This is a genomic window from Mycolicibacterium sp. Y3, assembly GCF_051188035.1.
Lineage (GTDB): Bacteria > Actinomycetota > Actinomycetes > Mycobacteriales > Mycobacteriaceae > Mycobacterium > Mycobacterium fluoranthenivorans.
Genome location: NZ_JAVQLT010000001.1, coordinates 1,548,052 through 1,568,579 on the forward strand (window position 1 = coordinate 1,548,052; position 20,528 = coordinate 1,568,579).

20 protein-coding genes and 1 pseudogene are annotated in these 20,528 nt (G+C 66.7%); 13 read left to right on the forward strand and 8 right to left on the reverse strand.

The window, feature by feature from the left end:
• Positions 1–15: 15 nt before the first annotated feature.
• The 4 genes and pseudogenes from QN239_RS07630 to QN239_RS07645 all read left to right on the forward strand — a co-directional run bounded on the left by QN239_RS07630 (position 16) and on the right by QN239_RS07645 (position 2,343).
• Entirely contained in the window at positions 16–666 is a 651-nt protein-coding gene (locus QN239_RS07630) for a TetR/AcrR family transcriptional regulator (RefSeq protein WP_499009209.1), read from the forward strand.
• 65 nt (positions 667–731) lie between these two features.
• Entirely contained in the window at positions 732–1,475 is a 744-nt protein-coding gene (gene cobF / locus QN239_RS07635; protein ID WP_499009211.1) for a precorrin-6A synthase (deacetylating), read from the forward strand.
• Between the two features lie 17 nt (positions 1,476–1,492).
• Entirely contained in the window at positions 1,493–1,873 is a 381-nt protein-coding gene (locus QN239_RS07640; protein WP_090354877.1) for a phage holin family protein, read from the forward strand.
• 72 nt (positions 1,874–1,945) lie between these two features.
• Positions 1,946–2,343 (forward strand): annotated as a pseudogene (locus tag QN239_RS07645) (DUF1348 family protein).
• A gap of 31 nt (positions 2,344–2,374) precedes the next feature.
• Here the strand turns inward: QN239_RS07645 and QN239_RS07650 are convergent.
• Complete coding sequence (locus tag QN239_RS07650; protein WP_499009213.1) at positions 2,375–2,785, reverse strand: ester cyclase; 411 nt, start codon at positions 2,783–2,785, stop codon at positions 2,375–2,377.
• Positions 2,786–2,879: 94 nt separating this feature from the next.
• A complete protein-coding gene (locus QN239_RS07655; RefSeq protein ID WP_499009215.1) occupies positions 2,880–4,466 on the reverse strand; it encodes an FUSC family protein in 1,587 nt (528 codons plus the stop codon).
• A gap of 77 nt (positions 4,467–4,543) precedes the next feature.
• Between QN239_RS07655 and QN239_RS07660 the strand changes: the two genes are divergently transcribed.
• The 3 genes from QN239_RS07660 to QN239_RS07670 all read left to right on the forward strand — a co-directional run bounded on the left by QN239_RS07660 (position 4,544) and on the right by QN239_RS07670 (position 6,605).
• Positions 4,544–5,422 (forward strand): Fpg/Nei family DNA glycosylase, encoded by an 879-nt coding sequence (locus tag QN239_RS07660; RefSeq protein WP_499009218.1) that lies wholly within the window; start codon positions 4,544–4,546, stop codon positions 5,420–5,422.
• A 48-nt stretch (positions 5,423–5,470) separates the two neighbouring features.
• Positions 5,471–6,220 (forward strand): SDR family oxidoreductase, encoded by a 750-nt coding sequence (locus QN239_RS07665; protein ID WP_167164773.1) that lies wholly within the window; start codon positions 5,471–5,473, stop codon positions 6,218–6,220.
• A gap of 73 nt (positions 6,221–6,293) precedes the next feature.
• Entirely contained in the window at positions 6,294–6,605 is a 312-nt protein-coding gene (locus QN239_RS07670; protein ID WP_499009219.1) for a hypothetical protein, read from the forward strand.
• A 68-nt stretch (positions 6,606–6,673) separates the two neighbouring features.
• Here the strand turns inward: QN239_RS07670 and pgi are convergent, their stop codons facing one another.
• Positions 6,674–8,323 carry a glucose-6-phosphate isomerase gene (gene pgi / locus QN239_RS07675; protein ID WP_499009221.1) on the reverse strand — a complete coding sequence of 550 codons (1,650 nt, stop codon included), beginning with the start codon at positions 8,321–8,323 and terminating at the stop codon, positions 6,674–6,676.
• A 50-nt stretch (positions 8,324–8,373) separates the two neighbouring features.
• Here pgi and QN239_RS07680 point away from each other — a divergent pair, with 50 nt between their 5' ends.
• The 3 genes from QN239_RS07680 to modA all read left to right on the forward strand — a co-directional run bounded on the left by QN239_RS07680 (position 8,374) and on the right by modA (position 11,095).
• Positions 8,374–9,831, forward strand: coding sequence for an NAD-dependent succinate-semialdehyde dehydrogenase (locus QN239_RS07680; RefSeq protein WP_499009222.1), 1,458 nt, complete (start codon positions 8,374–8,376; stop codon positions 9,829–9,831).
• Positions 9,832–9,901: 70 nt separating this feature from the next.
• Positions 9,902–10,306 (forward strand): TOBE domain-containing protein, encoded by a 405-nt coding sequence (locus QN239_RS07685; RefSeq protein WP_090354890.1) that lies wholly within the window; start codon positions 9,902–9,904, stop codon positions 10,304–10,306.
• Positions 10,307–11,095, forward strand: coding sequence for a molybdate ABC transporter substrate-binding protein (modA, locus tag QN239_RS07690; RefSeq protein WP_499009226.1), 789 nt, complete (start codon positions 10,307–10,309; stop codon positions 11,093–11,095).
• On the opposite strand, the gene QN239_RS07695 is transcribed toward modA, so the two are convergent.
• Positions 11,092–11,388, reverse strand: a complete 297-nt coding sequence (locus QN239_RS07695; protein WP_090354893.1) for a chorismate mutase — start codon at positions 11,386–11,388, stop codon at positions 11,092–11,094. The two genes, modA and QN239_RS07695, sit on opposite strands and share 4 nt — an antisense overlap.
• Before the next feature lie 200 nt (positions 11,389–11,588).
• Here QN239_RS07695 and pcrA point away from each other — a divergent pair, with 200 nt between their 5' ends.
• A complete protein-coding gene (gene pcrA / locus QN239_RS07700; protein ID WP_499009229.1) occupies positions 11,589–13,886 on the forward strand; it encodes a DNA helicase PcrA in 2,298 nt (765 codons plus the stop codon).
• A 10-nt stretch (positions 13,887–13,896) separates the two neighbouring features.
• Here pcrA and QN239_RS07705 read toward each other — a convergent pair whose 3' ends face one another.
• Positions 13,897–14,451 carry a hypothetical protein gene (locus QN239_RS07705; protein ID WP_499009232.1) on the reverse strand — a complete coding sequence of 185 codons (555 nt, stop codon included), beginning with the start codon at positions 14,449–14,451 and terminating at the stop codon, positions 13,897–13,899.
• Position 14,452: 1 nt separating this feature from the next.
• A complete protein-coding gene (locus QN239_RS07710) occupies positions 14,453–15,523 on the reverse strand; it encodes a M23 family metallopeptidase (protein ID WP_499009234.1) in 1,071 nt (356 codons plus the stop codon).
• Between the two features lie 270 nt (positions 15,524–15,793).
• Between QN239_RS07710 and sucC the strand changes: the two genes are divergently transcribed.
• Both sucC and sucD read left to right on the forward strand, forming a co-directional pair.
• Positions 15,794–16,957: an ADP-forming succinate--CoA ligase subunit beta gene (gene sucC / locus QN239_RS07715; RefSeq protein WP_499009237.1), complete on the forward strand. Its 1,164-nt coding sequence runs from the start codon at positions 15,794–15,796 to the stop codon at positions 16,955–16,957.
• A 12-nt stretch (positions 16,958–16,969) separates the two neighbouring features.
• Positions 16,970–17,872, forward strand: a complete 903-nt coding sequence (sucD, locus tag QN239_RS07720) for a succinate--CoA ligase subunit alpha (protein WP_499009241.1) — start codon at positions 16,970–16,972, stop codon at positions 17,870–17,872.
• 71 nt (positions 17,873–17,943) lie between these two features.
• Here the strand turns inward: sucD and QN239_RS07725 are convergent, their stop codons facing one another.
• A complete protein-coding gene (locus QN239_RS07725; RefSeq protein ID WP_499009244.1) occupies positions 17,944–19,794 on the reverse strand; it encodes a S9 family peptidase in 1,851 nt (616 codons plus the stop codon).
• Between the two features lie 76 nt (positions 19,795–19,870).
• The gene (locus QN239_RS07730; protein ID WP_499016652.1) at positions 19,871–20,500 is read right to left on the reverse strand and encodes a TetR/AcrR family transcriptional regulator; all 630 of its coding nucleotides are present in this window, start codon (positions 20,498–20,500) and stop codon (positions 19,871–19,873) included.
• Positions 20,501–20,528: the final 28 nt, after the last annotated feature.

The following is a 20,528-nucleotide window of genomic DNA, read 5'->3' on the forward strand; positions in this document are numbered from 1 at the left end:
GAAGGAAACGAGTAGGTGACTGAGCGCGAGTCGAAGCTTCGCCAGCGCACCGACGGGCGGTTGGATCGCTCGCGCGACCCGATCATTCTCGATGCCGCGCTGGCAGAATTGACCGAACACGGTTACGCCAAAACCAGCATGAATGACATCGCTGCACGCGCCGGTGTCGGCAAAGCGGCGATCTATCGCCGATGGTCGTCCAAGGCGGCGCTGATGACCGACGTCGTCGTCTACTGGCGACCCGAACTTCTGCACGACGACGTGCCGGACACCGGCACCCTGGAGGGCGACTTCGATGTCATCATCGAACGCGCAGCTCGCAACGACAACGAACTCGTCTCCAACGATCTGGTCTTGCGGGTCGCGCTGGAGGCCGCCCACGACCCCGAACTGGCTTCGGCATTCGACGAGTTGATGCTGTTCAAGGGGCGCCGTCTGGTCAGGGCCATCCTTGAACAGGCGGTAGAACGCGGCGATGTGGCCCAGCGGGACTGGTCCATCATCGCCGACACCCTCATCGCGATGGGGCTGATGCGCGTGATGAGCGGGCTCACTGTCGATGCCAGGTTCCTGCGAGAAGTGATCGACACGTTGATCCTCCCAGCTGTGTACGCACCCAACGATGCGGCAGGCAATGGGCGCCAGGAGGGTAGTCGCCGCCACTGAGACGCATGCGGGTGCTTCACCGCTCTTGACCCGCGCTCCATGCCCGGTCGGCTAGCCTTCTGCGGGTGCGCACCCTTCATGTCATCGGTATCGGCGCGGGCGACCCCGACTACGTGACGACGCAGGCGATCTCGGCGCTCAACGACACTGACGTCTTCTTCGCCATGGACAAGGGTGAGACGAAAGACGACCTGGTGGCGCTGCGCCGGCTGATCTGCGACCGGTTCATCACCGAACCCGGCTACCGGTTCGTCGAACTGCCGGACCCCAAGAGGGCCGCCGCCGCCGACAGCGCGGCCTACCGGGACAACGTGAACGAATGGCACGCCGCCCGAGCCCGGCTATGGGCTCAGGCCATCCAGGACGAACTCGGACCCGACGGTGTCGGCGCGTTTCTGGCCTGGGGTGACCCGTCGCTCTACGACAGCACGCTGCGGATCCTGGAGCGAGTGGCCGAGCATGTCGAGTTCGACTTCGACGTCGTCCCCGGGATCACCGCCATCCAGGCGCTGACCGCACGACATCGCATCGCGCTCAACGACATCGGTGCGCCCGTGCTGATCACCACCGGTCGCCAACTGCGTGAGAACGGGCTGGACACCGACGCTGTGGTGATGCTGGACGGTGAGTGCTCGTTCTTGAGTTGTCCGCCGGACACCCGAATCTGGTGGGGCGCCTATCTGGGGACGCCCGACGAACTGCTGGAGTCCGGCAGGGTGGGCGATGTCGGTGACCGGATCGTGGCGCGCCGGGCCGAAGCCCGCGAACGGCACGGCTGGATCATGGACATCTATCTGTTGCGCGCCTGACCTGGCAGGATCGCAGCATGGGATCATTTCTGCTGCGCGCCACCCTGACCGGCCTGGCGCTGTGGGTGGTGACGCTCTTCGTGCCGGGCATGACGTTCGTCGGCGGTGCCACGACCCTTCAGAAGGTCGGCATCATCTTCGTCGTCGCGGTCATCTTCGGACTCGTCAACGCCGTCATCAAACCGATCGTGCAGATCATCTCGATACCGCTCTACGTCCTGACCCTCGGCCTGTTCCACGTCGTGGTCAACGCACTCATGTTGTGGATCACGTCGTGGATCACCGAACACACCACGCACTGGGGGCTGTTCATCGACCACTTCTGGTGGACCGCGATCTGGGCGGCCATCATGCTGTCGATCGTCAGCTGGCTGCTCTCCCTGGTCGTTCGCTCCTGACGCCGAAGGCGGTTGGACAGGAAGGTTCGTCGACGCGTATCGGTCGACGCGTACAGAGGGAGGTCCCATCCGATGGGTGCAGACGAGGAGCGTCCACCGCTACCACCGTTCGATCTGCAGTCGGCACTCCAGAAAGTCCAGGCCGCGGAGGACGCGTGGAACACCTGTGACCCGAGCGGGTGAGTAAGGCGTACACGCGGGACAGCGTGTGGCGTAACCGGAACGTCTTCGTCACCGGCCGCGACGAGATCGTCGCATTCCTGACCGCCAAATGGCAGCGAGAACGGGATCGCGACTCCGCGGGCCAGTGGTGGCGCAGCTACGGCAATGAACTGTGGGAATTCGACGAGCACGGGTTGATGCGTCGACGGGAGGCGAGCATCAACGACCTCGCGATCGACGAATCCGAACGCCGCTACTTCGGGCCCCGGACCGACGCCGAACGCGGTCAGGACATACCACTGCAGTGACCTCGATCTGCCCGTCAGTTGAGGCTGGGCGTCACTGCGTTTCGGTGCCCGTGATCTGTTCCAGCACCGCGTCCATATCGGTGATATCCCATACGTGGGTGAACTTGTCGCCTTCGACCCGATAAAGCGTGAATTCAGAGGTGACCACGCGGCGGCCAGTCGCTGCGATCCCGCGAAAGTGGCCGAGGTGGGTGCCTGCCACCGAGAAGTGCAGCGCGACAAGGTCTCCCTCGACGAGTTCGTGCCGCACCTCCCACTGCCAGTCGGGGAAGGCCGACACCAGGGGGACGAACTGCTCGGTGACCCTCGTGGGATCCGTGGGAGTGTCGTTGATGCTGATGGGCGACGCGTAAAACGTGCTCATCCGTGCGAAGTCGTGCTCGTTGCACGCGTCCAGATACGACTGATACAACGCGCGAAGCCGCTCCTGCTCATCACCCACCGAAGGGTCTCCCTTCACACGACGCCACGGTCGGCTCTAGCAACGCGGGCACGCCGCGGGGTGTCGCCAAAGACATTGGCAGCACACGTACTGGCTACTCTGGGTTCGGTCGCCGGTGTTCGGCCTGCCAGCAGGCGGCCAACGTGCGGTAGGCGTCCTGCTCGGTGGCCGCCACTGTCGGCCACAGCCGTTCAGCGGCCTCGCGCTGGGAGGCGGATCCGCCGACGGCACCTTGGTACGCATCGAGCATCGTCATCGCGTGCAGTTGCAGATCGCGGCGGTCGGCCCGGGCCTGCGCGGTGGTGACGGCGCCGGCCTCCAGATGTGTGGTGGTGGCCGCCATCGCTGCGAGGGTGGCATCGATGGCTTCGGTCACCGGTGCGGGACCGCGCGTGCGGATCGCCACCCGGTACACCAGAAGGGCTGCGGCGCATCCGATCACGGTGTCCAAGCCACGGGCCAGCAGCAGACGGCCCAGATCGTCCACCGGATGGCCGGCGGAGGCAATGGTCAGCGCGATCGGGGTGATGAACACGACGGCGATCGCATAGTTGCGCACCACGAACATCTCAATGATGAACTGCAGCAAGGCGATCACCGCGACCAGCCACAGTCCCTGGGGGTGCCAGGCCAGGATGGCCCCGGCCAGCCCGAGCCCCAGCCATGTGCCCACCAGGCGCTCGACCCCACGCTGTACGGTGCGCGTCCAATCAAAACCCTGATACAGCACGAGCACCGCGGCCGCCATGGCCCAGTAGGCGTGATCGATGGACAACACCGAGGCGACGGTGCCCGCCAAGGCGACCGCGATACCGACCCGCACTGCCAGCCGCAGGGAGTCCGAGCCCGGTGTCAGGGCGCGCCGCAGCAATGTGAGATTGCTCGGGCGGCCCAGTGGGAGATCGGGGGTGGTGTCGGCGAACGACGGGTCGTCGATATCGGGTAGCGGCTCGCCGCGATCGACGGCAGCCATCGCTGCGGCGAAGACTCGATGCAGGCGGTGGTTTTCGGCCCGCAGGCGTTGCAGCGTGCCGTCCCGGCGGGGCCGAGCCGGCTCGAAATTGACCAGTGTCACCCACGCCTGGTGTAACGCCCGGGCCGCCTGGTGGCGGTCGGTGCCGTCGCCGGATTCGAGGTAGCGCATGACCGCGGCGCGTGCGGCGCCCACCGCCGCATACTCCGGTGCGCGGGGCCGCCACAGCACCGCCACCATGTGCGCCAGCCACGCGAACACCCCGCCGGACAACACCAGGGCGCCGATATGCCACGGCGTCAGGTGGGTGGCCGCCGTCGCGGTCCCCGCCGCGCAGCCCAGCATGAACATGTAGGCCCCGGGCGGCCCGACGCTCAGCGCGTGGCACACCAGCACCGCGACCATCGCGATCGCCGTGATGGTCACCAGACCCAGCAGCGGGATCCGTGCCGCCCAATCGCCGAGGGCCACCGCTGCGGCGAAGCTCAGCGCGATGATCGCCAGATAGCCCGCACGGTTGAGGTAAGGGCGGCCGCTGCCGTACAAGGCGGTGAATCCGCCGATGGTCGCGATGAGCCCGGCCGCGGTATCGCCCGACAGCCAACCCGCCAGCACCGGCACCGCCATGCAGATCCCGGCCCGCAGCGCGAACGGCCAGCGCCTCGGCGCCGGATTGAGGATGAGCAGGCGGCGCAGGAACGGCGGCACATACCGACGATATCGGTGTGGCCCTTGCCCCCGCCTTCTCCGGCCGCTGCGCTCGCCCTGGATGTCACACTGGACACATGCCCGAACTGCCCGAGATCGAGGCGCTCGCCGATCATCTGCGCCGGCATGCCGTCGGGCGGCCGGTCACGCGGGTGGACGTGGCCGCCCTGTCGGTCCTCAAGACCTTCGATCCGCCCGTCACCGCCCTCCACGGGCAGACCGTGACCGGGGCGTCGCGGTGGGGCAAGTACCTCGGTCTGCAGGTTGGTGAGCTGTTCTTGATCACGCATCTGTCCCGCGCCGGCTGGCTGCGTTGGTCCGACAAGCTGGCACCGACGCCGCTCAAACCGGGCAAAGGGCCGATCGCCCTGCGTGTGCACCTGGGAGCCGCCCCGGCGACATCGGGCGAGGGCGGCGTGGGTTTCGACCTCACCGAGGCCGGCACACAGAAGCGGCTCGCGGTGTGGGTGGTGTCAGATCCGCTGGCCGTCCCGCAGATCGCCGCGCTCGGGCCGGATGCGCTGTCACTCGGACCTGCCGAACTCGCCGAGGTGCTCGCCACCCAGACCGGTCGGATCAAGACCGTCCTCACCGACCAGAAGATCATCGCCGGTATCGGCAACGCGTACAGCGATGAAATCCTGCATGTGGCAAAGCTTTCCCCGTTCGCCACCGCCGCCAAGTTGACGCCCGATCAGCTCGGCGCCCTGCACGACGCGATGGTGTCGGTGCTCACCGATGCCGTGACACGGTCGGTGGGGCAGGGGGCTGCCACCTTGAAGGGCGAGAAGCGTTCCGGTTTGCGGGTGCACGCGCGCACCGGACTGCCGTGCCCGGTGTGCGGGGACACCGTGGCCGAGGTGTCCTTCGCCGACAAGTCGTTCCAGTACTGCCCGACGTGCCAGACGGGTGGCAAGAAACTGGCGGACCGCAGGTTGTCGCGGCTGCTCAAGTAGCAACCTCAGGTTTCCGGTCAGTTATCTAACTGGGTTATTCTGCTCGGCATGACTCGCCAGAAGATCCTGATCACCGGCGCCAGTTCCGGACTGGGCGCCGGCATGGCCCGCGCTTTCGCTGCCAAGGGCCGTGACCTGGCCCTTTGTGCCCGCCGCACCGACCGGCTGGAGGAGCTCAAGGCGGAGATCGCCGCCAAGCACCCGCATGTGAAGGTGGCCGTGGCCGCGCTGGACGTCAACGACCACGAGGCCGTCCCCCGGGTGTTCGGTGAGCTGTCCGACGAGCTGGGCGGTATCGACCGGGTCATCGTCAACGCCGGTATCGGCAAGGGCTGGCCGCTGGGCGAGGGCAAGCCGTGGGCCAACAAGGCCACCATCGAGACCAACCTGGTCGCCGGGCTGGTGCAGATCGAGACGGCACTGGAAATGTTCAAGAAATCCGGGGGAGGGCACCTGGTGCTCATCTCGTCGGTGCTGGGCAACACCGGTGTTCCCGGTACGAAGGCCGCGTACTGCGCCAGCAAGGCGGGGATGACCTCACTCGGTGAGTCGCTGCGCGCCGAGTATGACAAGGGACCGATCCGGGTCACCGTCATCGAACCCGGGTACATCGAATCCGAGATGACGGCCAAATCCGGGTCGACCCTGCTCATGGTCGACAACGAGACCGGGGTCCGCGCGATGGTCAACGCCATCGAGAAGGAGAAGGGCCGCGCCGTCGTGCCCGGGTGGCCGTGGGCGCCGTTGACGCAGATCATGCGGCTGCTGCCGCCGAAGTACACCAAGCGCTTTGCGTGATTTTTCGGATTGCCTGGTTTAACCCTGCGCAGTAGTCGGGTAGTCGAACCTCATGATGGTGAAACTGATGAAGATGACGCCTCTACTGTTCACAGGTGCTGCGGCTGCTGGAGCCATCGCACTTGCCCCGGCCGCCGTGGCCGAGCCGATGCCGCCGGCACCGCCGGCCCCCGGCTGCTACAACCCGGACGGCACGCCGTGTACGCCGTCGGCGGGTCCGCAGGGTGCAGGTGCCGAGGTTCCCGGCGGCCCCGGTGCTCAGGCCAGCCCCGACGGCCACGTGTCGGCGCAGGTCCCCGGTGGTCCGTGGGCCGAAGCCGGTCCCGGTGGCGGGATCGCCTGCGTCCCGGGCGGTCCGTGCCGCACGATCCAGCTCCCGGGCTGATCCACGTCGGTGATTTCGGCGCGCTCACATTCGCTCAGCGAGCGCGAGCGCGCCGAAATCGCTGTGGCTCAGGCTGATCGGCCGCGCTCGGTGCGGTAGCGACGCACCAGGGCGTCGGTGGAGGTATCGGTCTGCTCGGCGGGCGACGCGTCGCTGGTGAGCACCGGCAGCAGGGCCTTGGCCTGAGTCTTGCCGAGTTCCACGCCCCACTGGTCGAACGAGTCGATACCCCAGATCACGCCCTCGGTGAAGACTTGGTGCTCGTAGAGCGCGATGAGCTGACCGACCACCGATGGTGTGAGCTTGGTGGCCAGGATCGAGGTGGTGGGCCGGTTACCCGGCATCACCTTGTGCGGCACCACGTCGGCGGGCGTGCCTTCGGCCGCGATCTCCTGGGCGGTCTTACCGAACGCCAGTACCTGGGTCTGGGCGAAGAAGTTGCTCATCAGCAGGTCGTGCATGCTGCCGGTGCCGTCGGCTGTCGGCAGATCGTCGGTGGGCTGGCTGAACCCGATGAAATCGGCGGGGATCAGCCGGGTGCCCTGATGCAGCAGTTGGTAGAAGGCGTGCTGGCCGTTGGTTCCCGGTTCGCCCCAATAGATTTCACCGGTACTGGTGGTCACGGGTGAGCCGTCGGCCTGCACCGACTTGCCGTTGGACTCCATGGTGAGCTGCTGCAGATACGCGGCGAACCGGGACAGATCGTTGGAGTACGGCAGCACGGCACGGGACTGGGCGCCGAAGAAGTTGTTGTACCAGAGGCCGATCAGGCCGAGCAGCGCCGGGGCGTTCTCGGCCAGGGGTGCGGTGCGGAAATGCTCGTCGACGAGGTGGAAGCCGGCCAAGAACTCCGCGAAGCGTTCCTTGCCGATCACGGCCATCACCGACAGCCCGATCGCCGAGTCGACCGAGTAACGGCCCCCGACCCAGTCCCAGAACCCGAACATGTTCGCGGTGTCGATGCCGAACTCGTCGACCAGCCGCTTGTTGGTCGAGACCGCCACGAAATGCTTGGAGACCGCGGCATCGCCTAGCACGTCGGTGAGCCAGCGTCGGGCGGCGGTGGCGTTGGTCAGCGTCTCCAGCGTGGAGAAGGTCTTGCTGGCAACGATGAAAAGCGTTGTGGCGGGATCGAGTCCGTCCAGTTTGGCCACCAGGTCGGCCGGATCGACATTCGAGACGAACCGCGCGGAGATGCCGGCGTCGGCGTAGTGGCGCAGCGCGTCGTAGACCATCACCGGCCCCAGGTCCGAGCCACCGATGCCGATGTTGACCACCGTGGTGATCCGCTTACCGGTCGCGCCGGTCCACTCGCCGGAGCGCAACCGGTCGGTGAACGCACCCATCGCGTCGAGCACCTCGTGCACATCGGCGACGACGTTCTGGCCGTCGACGGTCAGCGCCGCCCCGCGCGGCAGCCGCAGCGCGGTGTGCAGGACCGCGCGATTCTCGGAGGTGTTGATGTGCTCGCCGGAGAACATGGCGTTCCGGCGGCCTTCCAGGTCAGCGGCTTTGGCCAGATCGACCAGCAAATCCAGGGTTTCGCGGGTGACGCGGTGCTTGCTGTAGTCGATGTAGAGGTCGCCGACGGTCAGCGTCAGTTCGGTGCCGCGGGCGGGATCCTCGGCGAAGATCTCCCGAAGATTCTTCGACGCGAGGGCGTCATGGTGGCGCGCCAGCGAATGCCATGCGGCCGTAGCGGTGATGTCAGCACTCATTCTTCAGACCTTAGTGCGGTATGCGTGTCGAGGGTGTACATGATGGATGTATGCGCACCGAACACTTGGCAGAGCTGATTTCATCCGTGCCCACCGGACTGTGGATCGGCGGCGAAGAGCGCGCCGGCTCGTCCACCTTCGAGGTGCACAATCCCGCGACCGACGAGGTGATCACCTCCGTCGCCGATGCGACGCCCGAAGACGGTATCGCCGCGCTGGACGCCGCGGTGGCCGTGCAGGCCGAATGGGCTGCCACCGCGCCCCGTGAGCGCGGCGAGATTCTGCGGTCGGTCTTCGAAACCCTCACGGCGCGTGCCGAAGACGTCGCCACGTTGATGACGCTGGAGATGGGCAAGGTCATCGCCGAGAGCCGCGGCGAGGTCAAGTACGGCTCCGAGTTCTTCCGCTGGTTCTCCGAGGAGGCCGTGCGCATCGGCGGCCGCTACACCCACAGCCCGGCCGGTACCGGCCGCATCGTCGTCACCAAGATGCCGGTCGGCCCGTGCTACGCCATCACGCCGTGGAACTTCCCGCTGGCGATGGGTACCCGCAAGATCGGCCCGGCGCTGGCCGCCGGCTGCACCATGCTGGTCAAGCCCGCGCAGGAGACCCCACTGACGATGTTGCTGCTGGCCAAGCTGATCGAGGAGGCGGGCCTGCCCAAGGGTGTGCTCTCGGTGCTGCCCACCTCGAACCCCGGTGCGCTGACCACCGCGCTGATCGACGACGGCCGGCTGCGCAAGCTGACGTTCACCGGCTCCACCGGCGTGGGCAAGGCGCTGGTGAAGCAGTCCTCGGACAAACTGCTGCGCACGTCGATGGAACTCGGCGGCAACGCCCCCTTCGTGGTGTTCGACGACGCCGATGTCGATGCCGCCGTCGAGGGCGCCCTGTTGGCCAAGATGCGCAACGGCGGCGAGGCCTGCACAGCGGCCAACCGGTTCCACGTCGCCAACGCGGTGCGCGCGGAATTCACCGAGAAGCTCGTCAAGCGGATGAGCGAGTATCAGCTGGGCAACGGGCTCGATGATGCGTCCACGCTCGGGCCGCTGATCTCACCGAAGCAGCTGGGCATCGTCAACGAGCTGGTGTCGGATGCGGTGGACCGCGGCGCGGAGGTCGCCGTCGGTGGGGAGGCCCCGGCCGGCCCCGGCAACTTCTTCCCGGCCACGGTGCTGGCCGGGGTGCCCGCCGATGCCCGCATCCTCAAGGAGGAGGTGTTCGGGCCCGTCGCGCCGATCGCCGGGTTCGACACCGAGGAAGAGGGCATCGCCGCGGCCAACGACACCGAATACGGCTTGGCGTCCTACATCTACACCCAGTCCCTGGACCGTGCGCTACGGGTGGCCGAGGCGATCGAGTCGGGCATGGTCGGGGTGAACCGCGGGGTGATCTCGGATCCCGCCGCGCCGTTCGGCGGCGTGAAGGAATCCGGGTTCGGCCGCGAGGGCGGCACGGAGGGTATCGAGGAGTATCTGGAGACGAAGTACATCGCCTTCACCCCGTAGCTTCCGCTCTGGATCCGCATCTTCGGTGCCATCTGTGTGAATTATCCGCAGATACGGATACGATCCTGCCGTGCCGACACTCCGTATCCGCGAGGCCGCCGAGCTGCTCGGGGTCAGCGATGACACCGTCCGGCGCTGGATCGACGATGGCAGCATCGCGGCGAGTACGGACGAGTCGGGCCGCAAGGTCCTCGACGGCGCCCAGCTGGCCGGCTTCGTCCGCGAGCATGCCGGCCGGGTGCCGCAGGATCCGGTCGCGATCGGCAGTTCCGCGCGCAACCGATTCGCCGGGCTGGTCACCAAGGTCGTCTCGGACACGGTGATGTCCCAGGTCGAGATGCAGTGCGGACCGTTCACCGTCGTCTCCCTGATGAGCACCGACGCCGTGCGCGATCTTCAGCTCGAGCCCGGCAGTGTCGCCGTGGCCGTCGTCAAGGCCACCACCGTCATCGTCGAGACCCCGGGAGACACGTAGATGAAACGCATGAGGGCGTTGGCGGCTGCCGGACTGACCGCGGCGGCAGTGCTCAGCGGCTGCGGCTCGGACACGTCGCCCGGCGGTGCCCCGTCCAGCAGCGCGGCGCCCGCGCAGCACCTGGTGGTGTTCGCCGCGGCCTCGCTGAAGCAGACCTTCACCCAGATCGGCGACCAGTTCAAGTCCGACAATCCGGGGGCCACGGTGGAGTTCTCCTTCGCCGGATCCTCGGACCTGGTGACGCAGCTGACGCAGGGTGCCAAGGCCGATGTGTTCGCCTCGGCAGACGCCAAGAACATGGACAAGGCGGCTGCGGCCGGGTTGCTGGCCGGGGACCCGGTGACCTTCGCGACGAACGTGCTGACCATTGCGGTGGCCCCCGGTAACCCCAAGGGCATCAAGACTTTCGGCGATCTGGCCAAGCCTGGTCTGAACGTGGTGGTGTGCGCGCCGCAGGTGCCGTGCGGGTCGGCGACGAAAAAGGTCGAGGACACCACCAAGGTGACGCTGGCACCGGTCAGTGAGGAGACGTCGGTGACCGATGTGCTGGGCAAGGTGTCCACCGGCCAGGCCGACGCGGGGCTGGTGTACGTCACCGATGTCGCGGGATCGGGCGGCAAGGTCGACGGCGTCGGGTTCCCGGAGTCTTCCGGTGCGGTCAACACCTACCCGATCGCCACGCTGAAGAGTGCGGCGAATGCGGACCTGGCCCACAAGTTCATCAACCTCGTGACCGGTGCTGAGGGTCAGAAGGTGCTGGAGCAGGCGGGCTTCGGTAAACCGCGTTAGTGGCCGAGCCTGCCGCGGCCCATGCGCAGCAGCAGCATCGCGAGGTCCTTGCCCTCGGGACCCAGCTCGCTGTAGCGCTCGATCACCTTCATCTCGCGGCTGTGCACCAGGCGGGTGCCGCCAGAGGCCATCCGGATCTTGCCGATGGTCTGGGAGACCTCTTTGCGGCGTGCGATGGCGGCCAGGATCTCGGCGTCGAGGCGGTCGATCTCCAGGCGCAGATCATCGATGTTCGGCAGCTCGCTGGTTTCGATGGTCATGGGTTCCTCGCTGTTGGTGGGTTTTGGTTTCATCCGGTTTCGGGCCTCACACAACAGACGAGCCCCGGATCCGGATGCGGACCGCGGGGCTCTGGGGAAGCAGCTAGACCACGGGCACCGCGGATCGGTACCCGTAAAAAAATCGTCGCTGCTGATGGAGCACAAATCGAGTGTGCCACTAACGGCCGGGCCAGCGCAAAGTGTCCGCCCGCGGTTGTAGGTTTGACTGCGATATGACTCTTGCTGCTGACACCGACAACTTGCTGGACGGCCTCAACCCGCAGCAGCGCCAGGCCGTGCTGCACGAAGGTTCGCCGCTGCTCATCGTGGCGGGCGCCGGTTCGGGTAAGACGGCGGTGCTCACCCGGCGGATCGCCTACCTGCTGGCCGCCCGCGACGTCGGCGTCGGCCAGATCTTGGCCATCACCTTCACCAACAAGGCCGCCGCGGAGATGCGCGAACGGGTGGTGCAACTGGTCGGGCCCCGCGCGCGCAACATGTGGGTCTCGACGTTCCATTCTTCGTGTGTGCGCATCCTGCGCAACCAGGCCTCCCTGATGCCCGGGCTGAATTCGAACTTCTCCATCTACGACGCCGACGATTCGCGGCGGCTGCTGATGATGATCGCCAAGGACATGGGGCTGGACACCAAGCGGTATTCACCGCGGGTGCTGTCCAACGGCATCTCCAATCTGAAGAACGAGCTCATCGACCCGGAGCGCGCGGTCGCCGAGCTGACCGATTCCTCCGATGACATGTCGCGCACCGTGGCCTCGGTGTTCGGCGAGTACCAGCGCCGGCTCCGCGCGGCCAACGCCCTGGACTTCGACGACCTCATCGGTGAGACGGTCTATGTGCTGCAGGCGTTCCCACAGGTGGCGCAGTACTACCGCAGGCGTTTCCGGCACATCCTGGTCGACGAGTACCAGGACACCAACCACGCCCAGTACATGTTGGTCCGAGAACTGGTCGGCCACGACCCCGCCGGTGACGTGCCGCCCGGCGAGCTGTGCGTCGTCGGTGACGCCGACCAGTCGATCTACGCGTTCCGCGGGGCCACCATCCGCAACATCGAGGATTTCGAGCGGGACTACCCGGACGCGACAACCATTCTGCTGGAACAGAACTACCGCTCCACCCAGACCATCCTGAACGCCGCCAACGCGGTCATCTCCCGGAATGCGGGACGGCGCGAGAAGCGACTGTGGACCGATTCCGGGGAGGGCGAACTCATCGTCGGCTATGTCGCCGACAACGAGCACGATGAGGCGCGGTTCGTCGCCGGTGAGATCGACGCCCTGGCCGACCAGAACCAGATCAGCTATAACGACGTTGCGGTGTTCTACCGCACCAACAACTCCTCGCGTGCCCTGGAGGAGGTGTTCATCCGCTCCGGTATCCCGTACAAGGTCGTCGGCGGCGTGCGCTTCTACGAGCGCAAGGAGATTCGCGATATCGTCGCCTACCTGCGGGTGCTGGACAACCCCGGCGACTCGGTGAGCATGCGGCGCATCCTCAACACCCCGCGCCGTGGCATCGGGGACCGGGCGGAGGCGTGCGTGGCGGTGTACGCCGAGAACACCGGCACCAACTTCAACGACGCGCTGCAGGTGGCCGCCGAGGGCAAGGTCCCGATGCTCAACACCCGCTCGGAGAAGGCCATCGCCTCCTTCGTGGAGCTGCTGGACTCGTTGCGGGCCGGGCTCGACGGTGAACTCGGCGATCTGGTCGAGGCGGTGCTCGACCGCACCGGCTACCGCCGCGAACTCGAATCGTCGAACGACCCGCAGGATCTCGCGCGGCTGGACAACCTCAACGAATTGGTCAGCGTCGCACACGAATTCAGCATCGACCTGGCCAATGCGCAGGCGCTGCGCGAGGAAGAGGACCTGGTCGACGAGGACATTCCCGACACCGGGGTGCTGGCCCAGTTCCTGGAACGGGTGTCGCTGGTCGCCGACGCCGACGGTATCCCCGAAGAGGGGTCGGGTGTGGTGACCATGATGACCCTGCACACCGCCAAGGGCCTGGAATTCCCCGTGGTGTTCGTCACGGGCTGGGAGGACGGCATGTTCCCGCACATGCGCGCCCTCGGCGACCCGACGGAGCTGTCCGAGGAACGCCGGCTGGCTTATGTCGGTATCACCCGGGCCCGGCAACGGCTGTATCTGAGCCGCGCCAAGGTGCGGTCGTCCTGGGGACAGCCGATGTTGAACCCGGAGTCCCGGTTCCTGCGCGAGATCCCGGAAGACCTCATCAACTGGCGCCGCGTCGAGACGCCGGCATCAGTGCTGAGCGCCCCGCGCAGTGTGGGGCGATTCGCCGACAGCGCACGCCCGGCGCCGGCGAAGGTGCGCAACCGCACGGTCATCACCCTGGAACCCGGCGACCGGGTGACCCATGACAAGTACGGGCTGGGCCGGGTCGAAGAGGTGTCCGGCGTCGGCGAATCGGCCATGTCGCTCATCGATTTCGGCAGCGCCGGCCGGGTCAAGCTGATGCACAACCACGCGCCGGTGAGCAAGCTCTGACCATGACGGCCTAACCCTTCGCCCACCGTGCCGTCGCGGGCAGCAACGCCAGCACGATCGCGGCGACCGGTAACGCCGGCATCGCGTAGACGACGGGGTGCAGCCGCGCCCCGGCGAGGAACAAGCAGCCGAAGATCAACAGGCCGATGGTGGCGCCGACGACGATCAGCAGCCGTCCCATCCGGCGCTGAAGCAGCAGCACGATCAAACCCCCGATCCCGGCGGCCGCCGAGATCGCGGTGAGAAAGCCGATCGCGACGCAGAACAACCGGTCGGTGCGCCACCACCCGGCGATCAGATCGGTGGCGATGACGGCGGTGGCCCAGCCGGTCAAGATGCTCAACACGGCGGCGGCGATGGCCGCGGCCGGGCCGGCCTCGCGGCGCGGTGCCACGGCCTGCGGGGTGGGCCGGGGGATGTAACTGGTTTGGTCCTGCTCGGCAGGGGTACGCACGAACATGGTGGGGCCGGTGCCGGGGGCAGGCGAAAGCGCCGGGAACGAACCGGTGGGGTGCCGGCGGATGATGTTGGTGCGGGGATCCTCAGGGACGTGCTCGGGACTCACGTCATCCAACGTAGGTGCCGGGGCTAAGCCCCCGCTGGGCGAGCCACGGCACCGGGTCGATGCGGTTGCTGCCGTTGAGCAAGACTTCGAAGTGGCAGTGCGGGCCGGTGGAGTTGCCGCGGTTGCCGATGGTGGCGATCTGGTCACCGGCCATCACGCGCTGCCCGACGGACACCAGCCAGGTGTTCACGTGGCCGTAGAGCGTGACGGTGCCGTCGTTGTGGCGGATCTTGACCCAGGCGCCGTAACCGGCGGTCGGGCCGGCGTCGATGACGGTGCCGTCGGCGACGGCCACGATGGGCGTGCCGATCGGCCCGGCGATGTCGATACCGGCATGCAGCACGCCCCAGCGGTAGCCGAAGCCTGATGTCCACACGCCCTTGGTGGGCATCACGAACAGCGGCCTGTTCAGTCGCGCTTCACGCTCGGCACGTTCCTGGGCGAAGGCGGCGGCCTTGGTGATCTCTTCGGCGTGCACGGCCGAGCTGGCGGCCGGCTCGACGGTCACGATCTGCATCCCGTCGGCCGACCCGGTGATGACGCCGCCACTGATCCCGGCCTGGGCGCCGGTCAGCACGGTGTCCGAGGTGGCCGTGGACGAATCGGCGGTGCTCAGGGTGTAGGCACCCGAGGCGGTGGCACCGGCGGCCATGGCGGCGATCAGGAGCCGGCTCTTGACCGCACCCACGGTCTGCTTGCGGTGCGCACCACCGGTGCGCTGGCCGCGGATGTCGATGACGTCGGTCTGGGCCAGGCCGTCGCTCAGGTCGGTGTGGCTGTCGCGATAGCCGCGGGCCGAGAGCCGAGGCTCGTGGGACTCGAACTCGGTCGGCACGGCGAGCCGCAAAGGCACCAGGTCGTCGGTGTCGTGCAGATCGTCGAGTTCGGGAGCGGCGATGACGCGCTGCTCCTTGTCGAAGGCGGAGCTGTCGCGGAACTCGAGTTCGTGCAGGTCACCGAATTCGTTGAACGGGATGATGTCGGTGATTTCGGCGGCCGAGAGCGGACTCTTCGCGGTGCGAGCGTTCGTCGGTGTTCCCTTGGGGAAGCGGGACGAACTGTGCTCAGGCAACCTGCGATGTCCTTCTTTTCGTGACCTTGCCGTGATCTGGACCAGTAGGCACGTTAACCAAACCCCAATGTTGGTGGCAACCTAAGCGCGTATTCCGGGCGGGAATGTGACTTGTCTCACTGGGCCCCCTCGGTGAGATTTAGCACAAGTCAGGTGGGCGATGGGGGAGCCCGCGCCAAGGGTCGATAAAGTGCCCAGCGAGCCGGTCAGGCCCACACGCTGAAGTGAAACCAATCGTCAACGCAGACAGACAGGGATTTCTCAGAGCTCATGGATCTCTTCGAATATCAGGCGAAAGAGCTGTTCGCCAAGCACAACGTCCCCACCACTCCCGGCCGGGTCACCGACTCGCCCGAGGACGCCAAGGCGATCGCCGAGGAGATCGGTAAGCCGGTCATGGTGAAGGCTCAGGTCAAGGTCGGCGGCCGCGGCAAGGCCGGCGGCGTGAAGTACGCGGCCACCCCCGAGGACGCCTTCACCCACGCCCAGAACATTCTCGGCCTCGACATCAAGGGCCACGTCGTCAAGAAACTGCTCGTTGCCGAGGCCAGCGATATCGCCGAGGAGTACTACATCTCCTTCCTGCTGGACCGCTCCAACCGCACCTACCTGGCCATGTGCTCGGTCGAGGGCGGTATGGAGATCGAAGAGGTCGCCGCGACCAAGCCGGAGCGGCTGGCCAAGGTGCCCGTCGACGCCGTCAAGGGTGTCGACCTGGCCTTCGCGCGCGAGATCGCCGAGAAGGGCCACCTGCCCGCCGAGGTGCTCGACGCCGCCGCAGTGACCATCCAGAAGCTGTGGGAGGTCTTCGTCGGCGAGGACGCCACCCTGGTCGAGGTCAACCCGCTGGTGCGTACGCCCGACGACCAGATCCTGGCGCTGGACGGCAAGGTCACCCTGGACGCCAACGCGGACTTCCGCCAGCCCGGCCACGCCGAGTTCGAGGACAAGGACGCCACCGATCCCCTGGAGCTCAAGGCCAAGGAGAACGACCTCAACTACGTCAAGCTCGACGGCGAGGTCGGCATCATCGGCAATGGCGCGGGCCTGGTCATGTCGACCCTGGACGTCGTCGCCTATGCCGGTGAGAAGCACGGCGGCGTGAAGCCCGCCAACTTCCTCGATATCGGCGGTGGCGCCTCGGCCGAGGTGATGGCCAACGGTCTCGACGTCATCCTCAACGACTCTCAGGTCAAGAGCGTGTTCGTCAACGTGTTCGGCGGCATCACCGCGTGCGACGCGGTAGCCAACGGCATCGTCAAGGCGCTGCAGATCCTCGGCGACGAGGCCAACAAGCCGCTCGTCGTTCGTCTCGACGGCAACAACGTCGAGGAGGGCCGTCGCATCCTGGCCGAGGCCAACCACCCCCTGGTCATCCAGGCCGAGACCATGGACGCCGGCGCCGACAAGGCCGCCGAGCTGGCCAACAAGTAAGGGACGCAATCAATGTCGATTTTTCTGAACAAGGACAACAAGGTCATCGTCCAGGGCATCACCGGCGGCGAGGGCACCAAGCACACCGCACTGATGCTCAAGGCGGGCACCCAGGTGGTCGGCGGCGTCAACGCGCGCAAGGCCGGCACGACGGTGTCGCATAAGGACAAAGACGGCAACGACATCGAGCTGCCGGTGTTCGGTTCGGTGGCCGAGGCCATGAAGGCGACCGGCGCCGACGTGTCGATCGCCTTCGTGCCGCCGGCGTTCTCCAAGGACGCCATCATCGAGGCCATCGACGCCGAAATTCCGCTGCTGGTGGTCATCACCGAGGGCATCCCGGTGCAGGACAGCGCATATGCGTGGGCCTATAACGTCGAAAAGGGCGAGAAGACCCGCATCATCGGGCCGAACTGCCCCGGCATCATCACCCCGGGCGAGTCGCTGGTCGGCATCACGCCGAACAACATCACCGGCAAGGGCCCGATCGGCCTGGTGTCCAAGTCCGGCACGCTGACCTACCAGATGATGTACGAGCTGCGCGATCTTGGCTTCTCGACCGCCATCGGCATCGGCGGTGACCCGGTCATCGGCACCACCCACATCGACGCCATCGAGGCGTTCGAGAAGGATCCCGAGACCAAGATCATCGTGATGATCGGCGAGATCGGCGGCGACGCAGAGGAGAAGGCCGGCGCCTACATCAAGGCCAACGTCACCAAGCCGGTCGTCGGCTACGTCGCGGGCTTCACCGCCCCGGAGGGCAAGACCATGGGCCACGCCGGCGCCATCGTCTCCGACGGTGCCGGCACCGCGCAGGGCAAGAAGGAAGCTCTGGAGGCCGCAGGCGTGAAGGTCGGCAAGACACCGTCCGAGACCGCCAAGCTGGCCCGGGAGATCTTCGAGACTCTCTAGGTTTCACCGCGAAAAGACGCAAACCCTCCCTTTTCCGGTGAGAAAAGGGAGGGTTTGCGTCTTTTCGCGAGTCAGAGGTGAGCCGCCAAAAACCGTTCCACCGCGTGGTACATGTCGATCTGGTTGTCCGGGTTGAGGAATCCATGCCCCTCGTCGTCCTTGACCATGTACTCGACCTCGACCCCGCGGTCGCGCAGGGCGGCCACCATGTTGTCGGACTCGGCCTGCACCACCCGAGAATCGTTGGCGCCCTGGACGATCAACAGTGGGGTGCGGATGGCATCCACCTTGGTGATTGGCGAGCGGGCCAGCATATCGGCCTCCTGCGCCGGATTCGACGGGTCGCCGACATAGCGGTGCCAGTTGTTCGCCAGGAAGGGTCGGGCGACATTCGGCAGGGTCCGCATGAAGTTGGGCAGGCTGGAGATGCCGACATAGTCGATGGCCGCGGCGAAGACGTCCGGGGTGAAGGTCACGCCGACCAGCGCCGCGTACCCGCCGTAGGAACCGCCGAAGATCGCCACCCGGTCCCTGTCCGCGATACCCTGCGCCACGGCCCAGCCGACGGCGTCGATCAGGTCGTCGTGCATCTTGCCGGCGAACTCGCCGATGGCGGCCTGGACGAACGCCTTGCCGTAGCCCGTCGACCCGCGGAAGTTGACCTGCAGCACCGCATATCCGCGGTTGGCCAGCAGTTGCACGTCGGGTTGATAACCCCAGCAGTCCCGCGCCCACGGCCCGCCGTGCACCAGCAGCACCAGCGGTAGGTTCGTCTGTTCCGTTCCGGCCGGCAGGGTGAGGTAGCCGTGCAGCGGCAGTCCGTCCCGGGCGGGGATGGTGACCGCCCGCATCGGGGTCAGCGCATCGGGGTCCAGGTGCGGGTAGGGCCGGAACAGCAGCCGGTGCTCGCCGGTGGAGTGGTCGTAAAGGTAAGTGGCCCAGGGGTCGCGGTCGTGGGTGAAGCTCACCACCCAGCGCCGTCCGCTGTCGTCGGACGAGATGGCGGCCAGGTCACCATCGGAGAGCGCGGTCAAAGCGCCCAATACGTCGGCGAACTCCGGGTCCAGCGCGTGGATCACCTGACGTTCCCCGTAGTAGCGGGCTCCGATCAGCTCACCCGTGCGTGCACTGCGGATGAGCGGTGAGGGCAGCACCATCTGCGCGGCCAGGTCGAGGGTGGGGTGACTGTCGACCTCGGTCTCGGCGCCGGTGGCGACATCGACGCGGACCAGCCGGGTGCGGTCGGAGCCTTCGTTGGAACCGAGCCACAGTCCGGTCCCGTCCGACGTGACGGCGACGGGATGGATACCGAGCGGATGGTCCATACCGTCATAGGTCTTGATGGGGCGCAACGCTTTTGCCGTCGGATCCCAGCGTGACAGTTCGACGTCGCCGTCGGCCGTCAGCGTATTGGTGAACAGGTCGCCGGTCTGGCTGCTGAGCCAACCGACAACGGTGCCGGGGTTTTCGGCCAGCAGCGTCAGCTCACCAGTGGCGATATCGATTTCGTAGGCGTCGAACAGTTCGGGATTGCGTTTGTTGAGCTGGACGACCGCCTTGCCGGGCCGCCCCTTGAGCACCTCGAAATCAGCGCGGGTGCCGGGAAACGGGGTGAGGTCGACCGCGGGGGCAGACGGGTCGTCGAGATCGATGCGGTGCAGGTGCCAGTTTTCGTCACCACCGGTGTCCTGCATGTACAGCAGCCAGCGCGGATCGTGGGTCCATCGGTAGATGTACACGCTGCGGGTGTCGTCGGCGGTGACACAGCGCGCGGGCTCGTCGGTGTCCAGGCTCTGCACCCAGACGTTGAGGCGGTTGCGCCACGGTGCCAGATAGGCCAGGCGGGTGCCGTCGGGGGAGATGGTCGCCGCGGTGCGCTCGGGCGGGCGGAAGAACTCCTCGACGGTGATGTGGGTGGACACGGTTGTCCTTTCTCGGGGCGCGCTGGGTCGACGGGCCCACCGTGATGTGGGCTCGTAATGAATTGGGCAGAGTGGGTCAGCGCCGCACGGGTCCGCCGATGCGGCCGTCGGTGGCTTCCTTGATGGCTCGGTCGATCAGTGCGTAGGCCTCGTCCTGGCTGACCGGCTTGCCTTCGACGATGACGGTGTGGCCGACGTCCTCGTCGATGACGCGGAACGCGCCGGTGACCGTGGCGGCGTAGAGCCGTGCGGAGAGATGGTCGTCCGGCACGCCGAGCCGGTCGGCGATCACCGGGATCAGACCGCGCTCCATCTCGTCGTGCACCATGAGATAGGCGGTCCGCAGCGCGGGATCGGTACCCGACAGCGTGGCGATCCGCAGCGCCGCGATCTCGTCCTCGATGTCCTGGGGTGACAGGGGATACTCGATGGCCTCGGCCGCGAGGTGTTCGATGAGGGACAGCTCATGCGGCCAGCGGCGCGCCGAATCGAGGAATCGTTCCGCCGATTTGGCCAGCAGGGGCTCGACGCAGCTCTCCTTGGAGCGGAAGTAGCGCCAGATGGTTCTGGTGGAAAGGCCTGCGGCAGCGGCGATATCGTCACCGCTGGTGGCGGCGACTCCTTGTTCCCAGAAGAGCGCGGCGGCTCGCCTCGACACATTCAAGCGGGCCTGAGCCTGTTTGTCGGCGATCTGCACCACCCCCATTCCTGTCACTTAGTGACAACTCCACTGT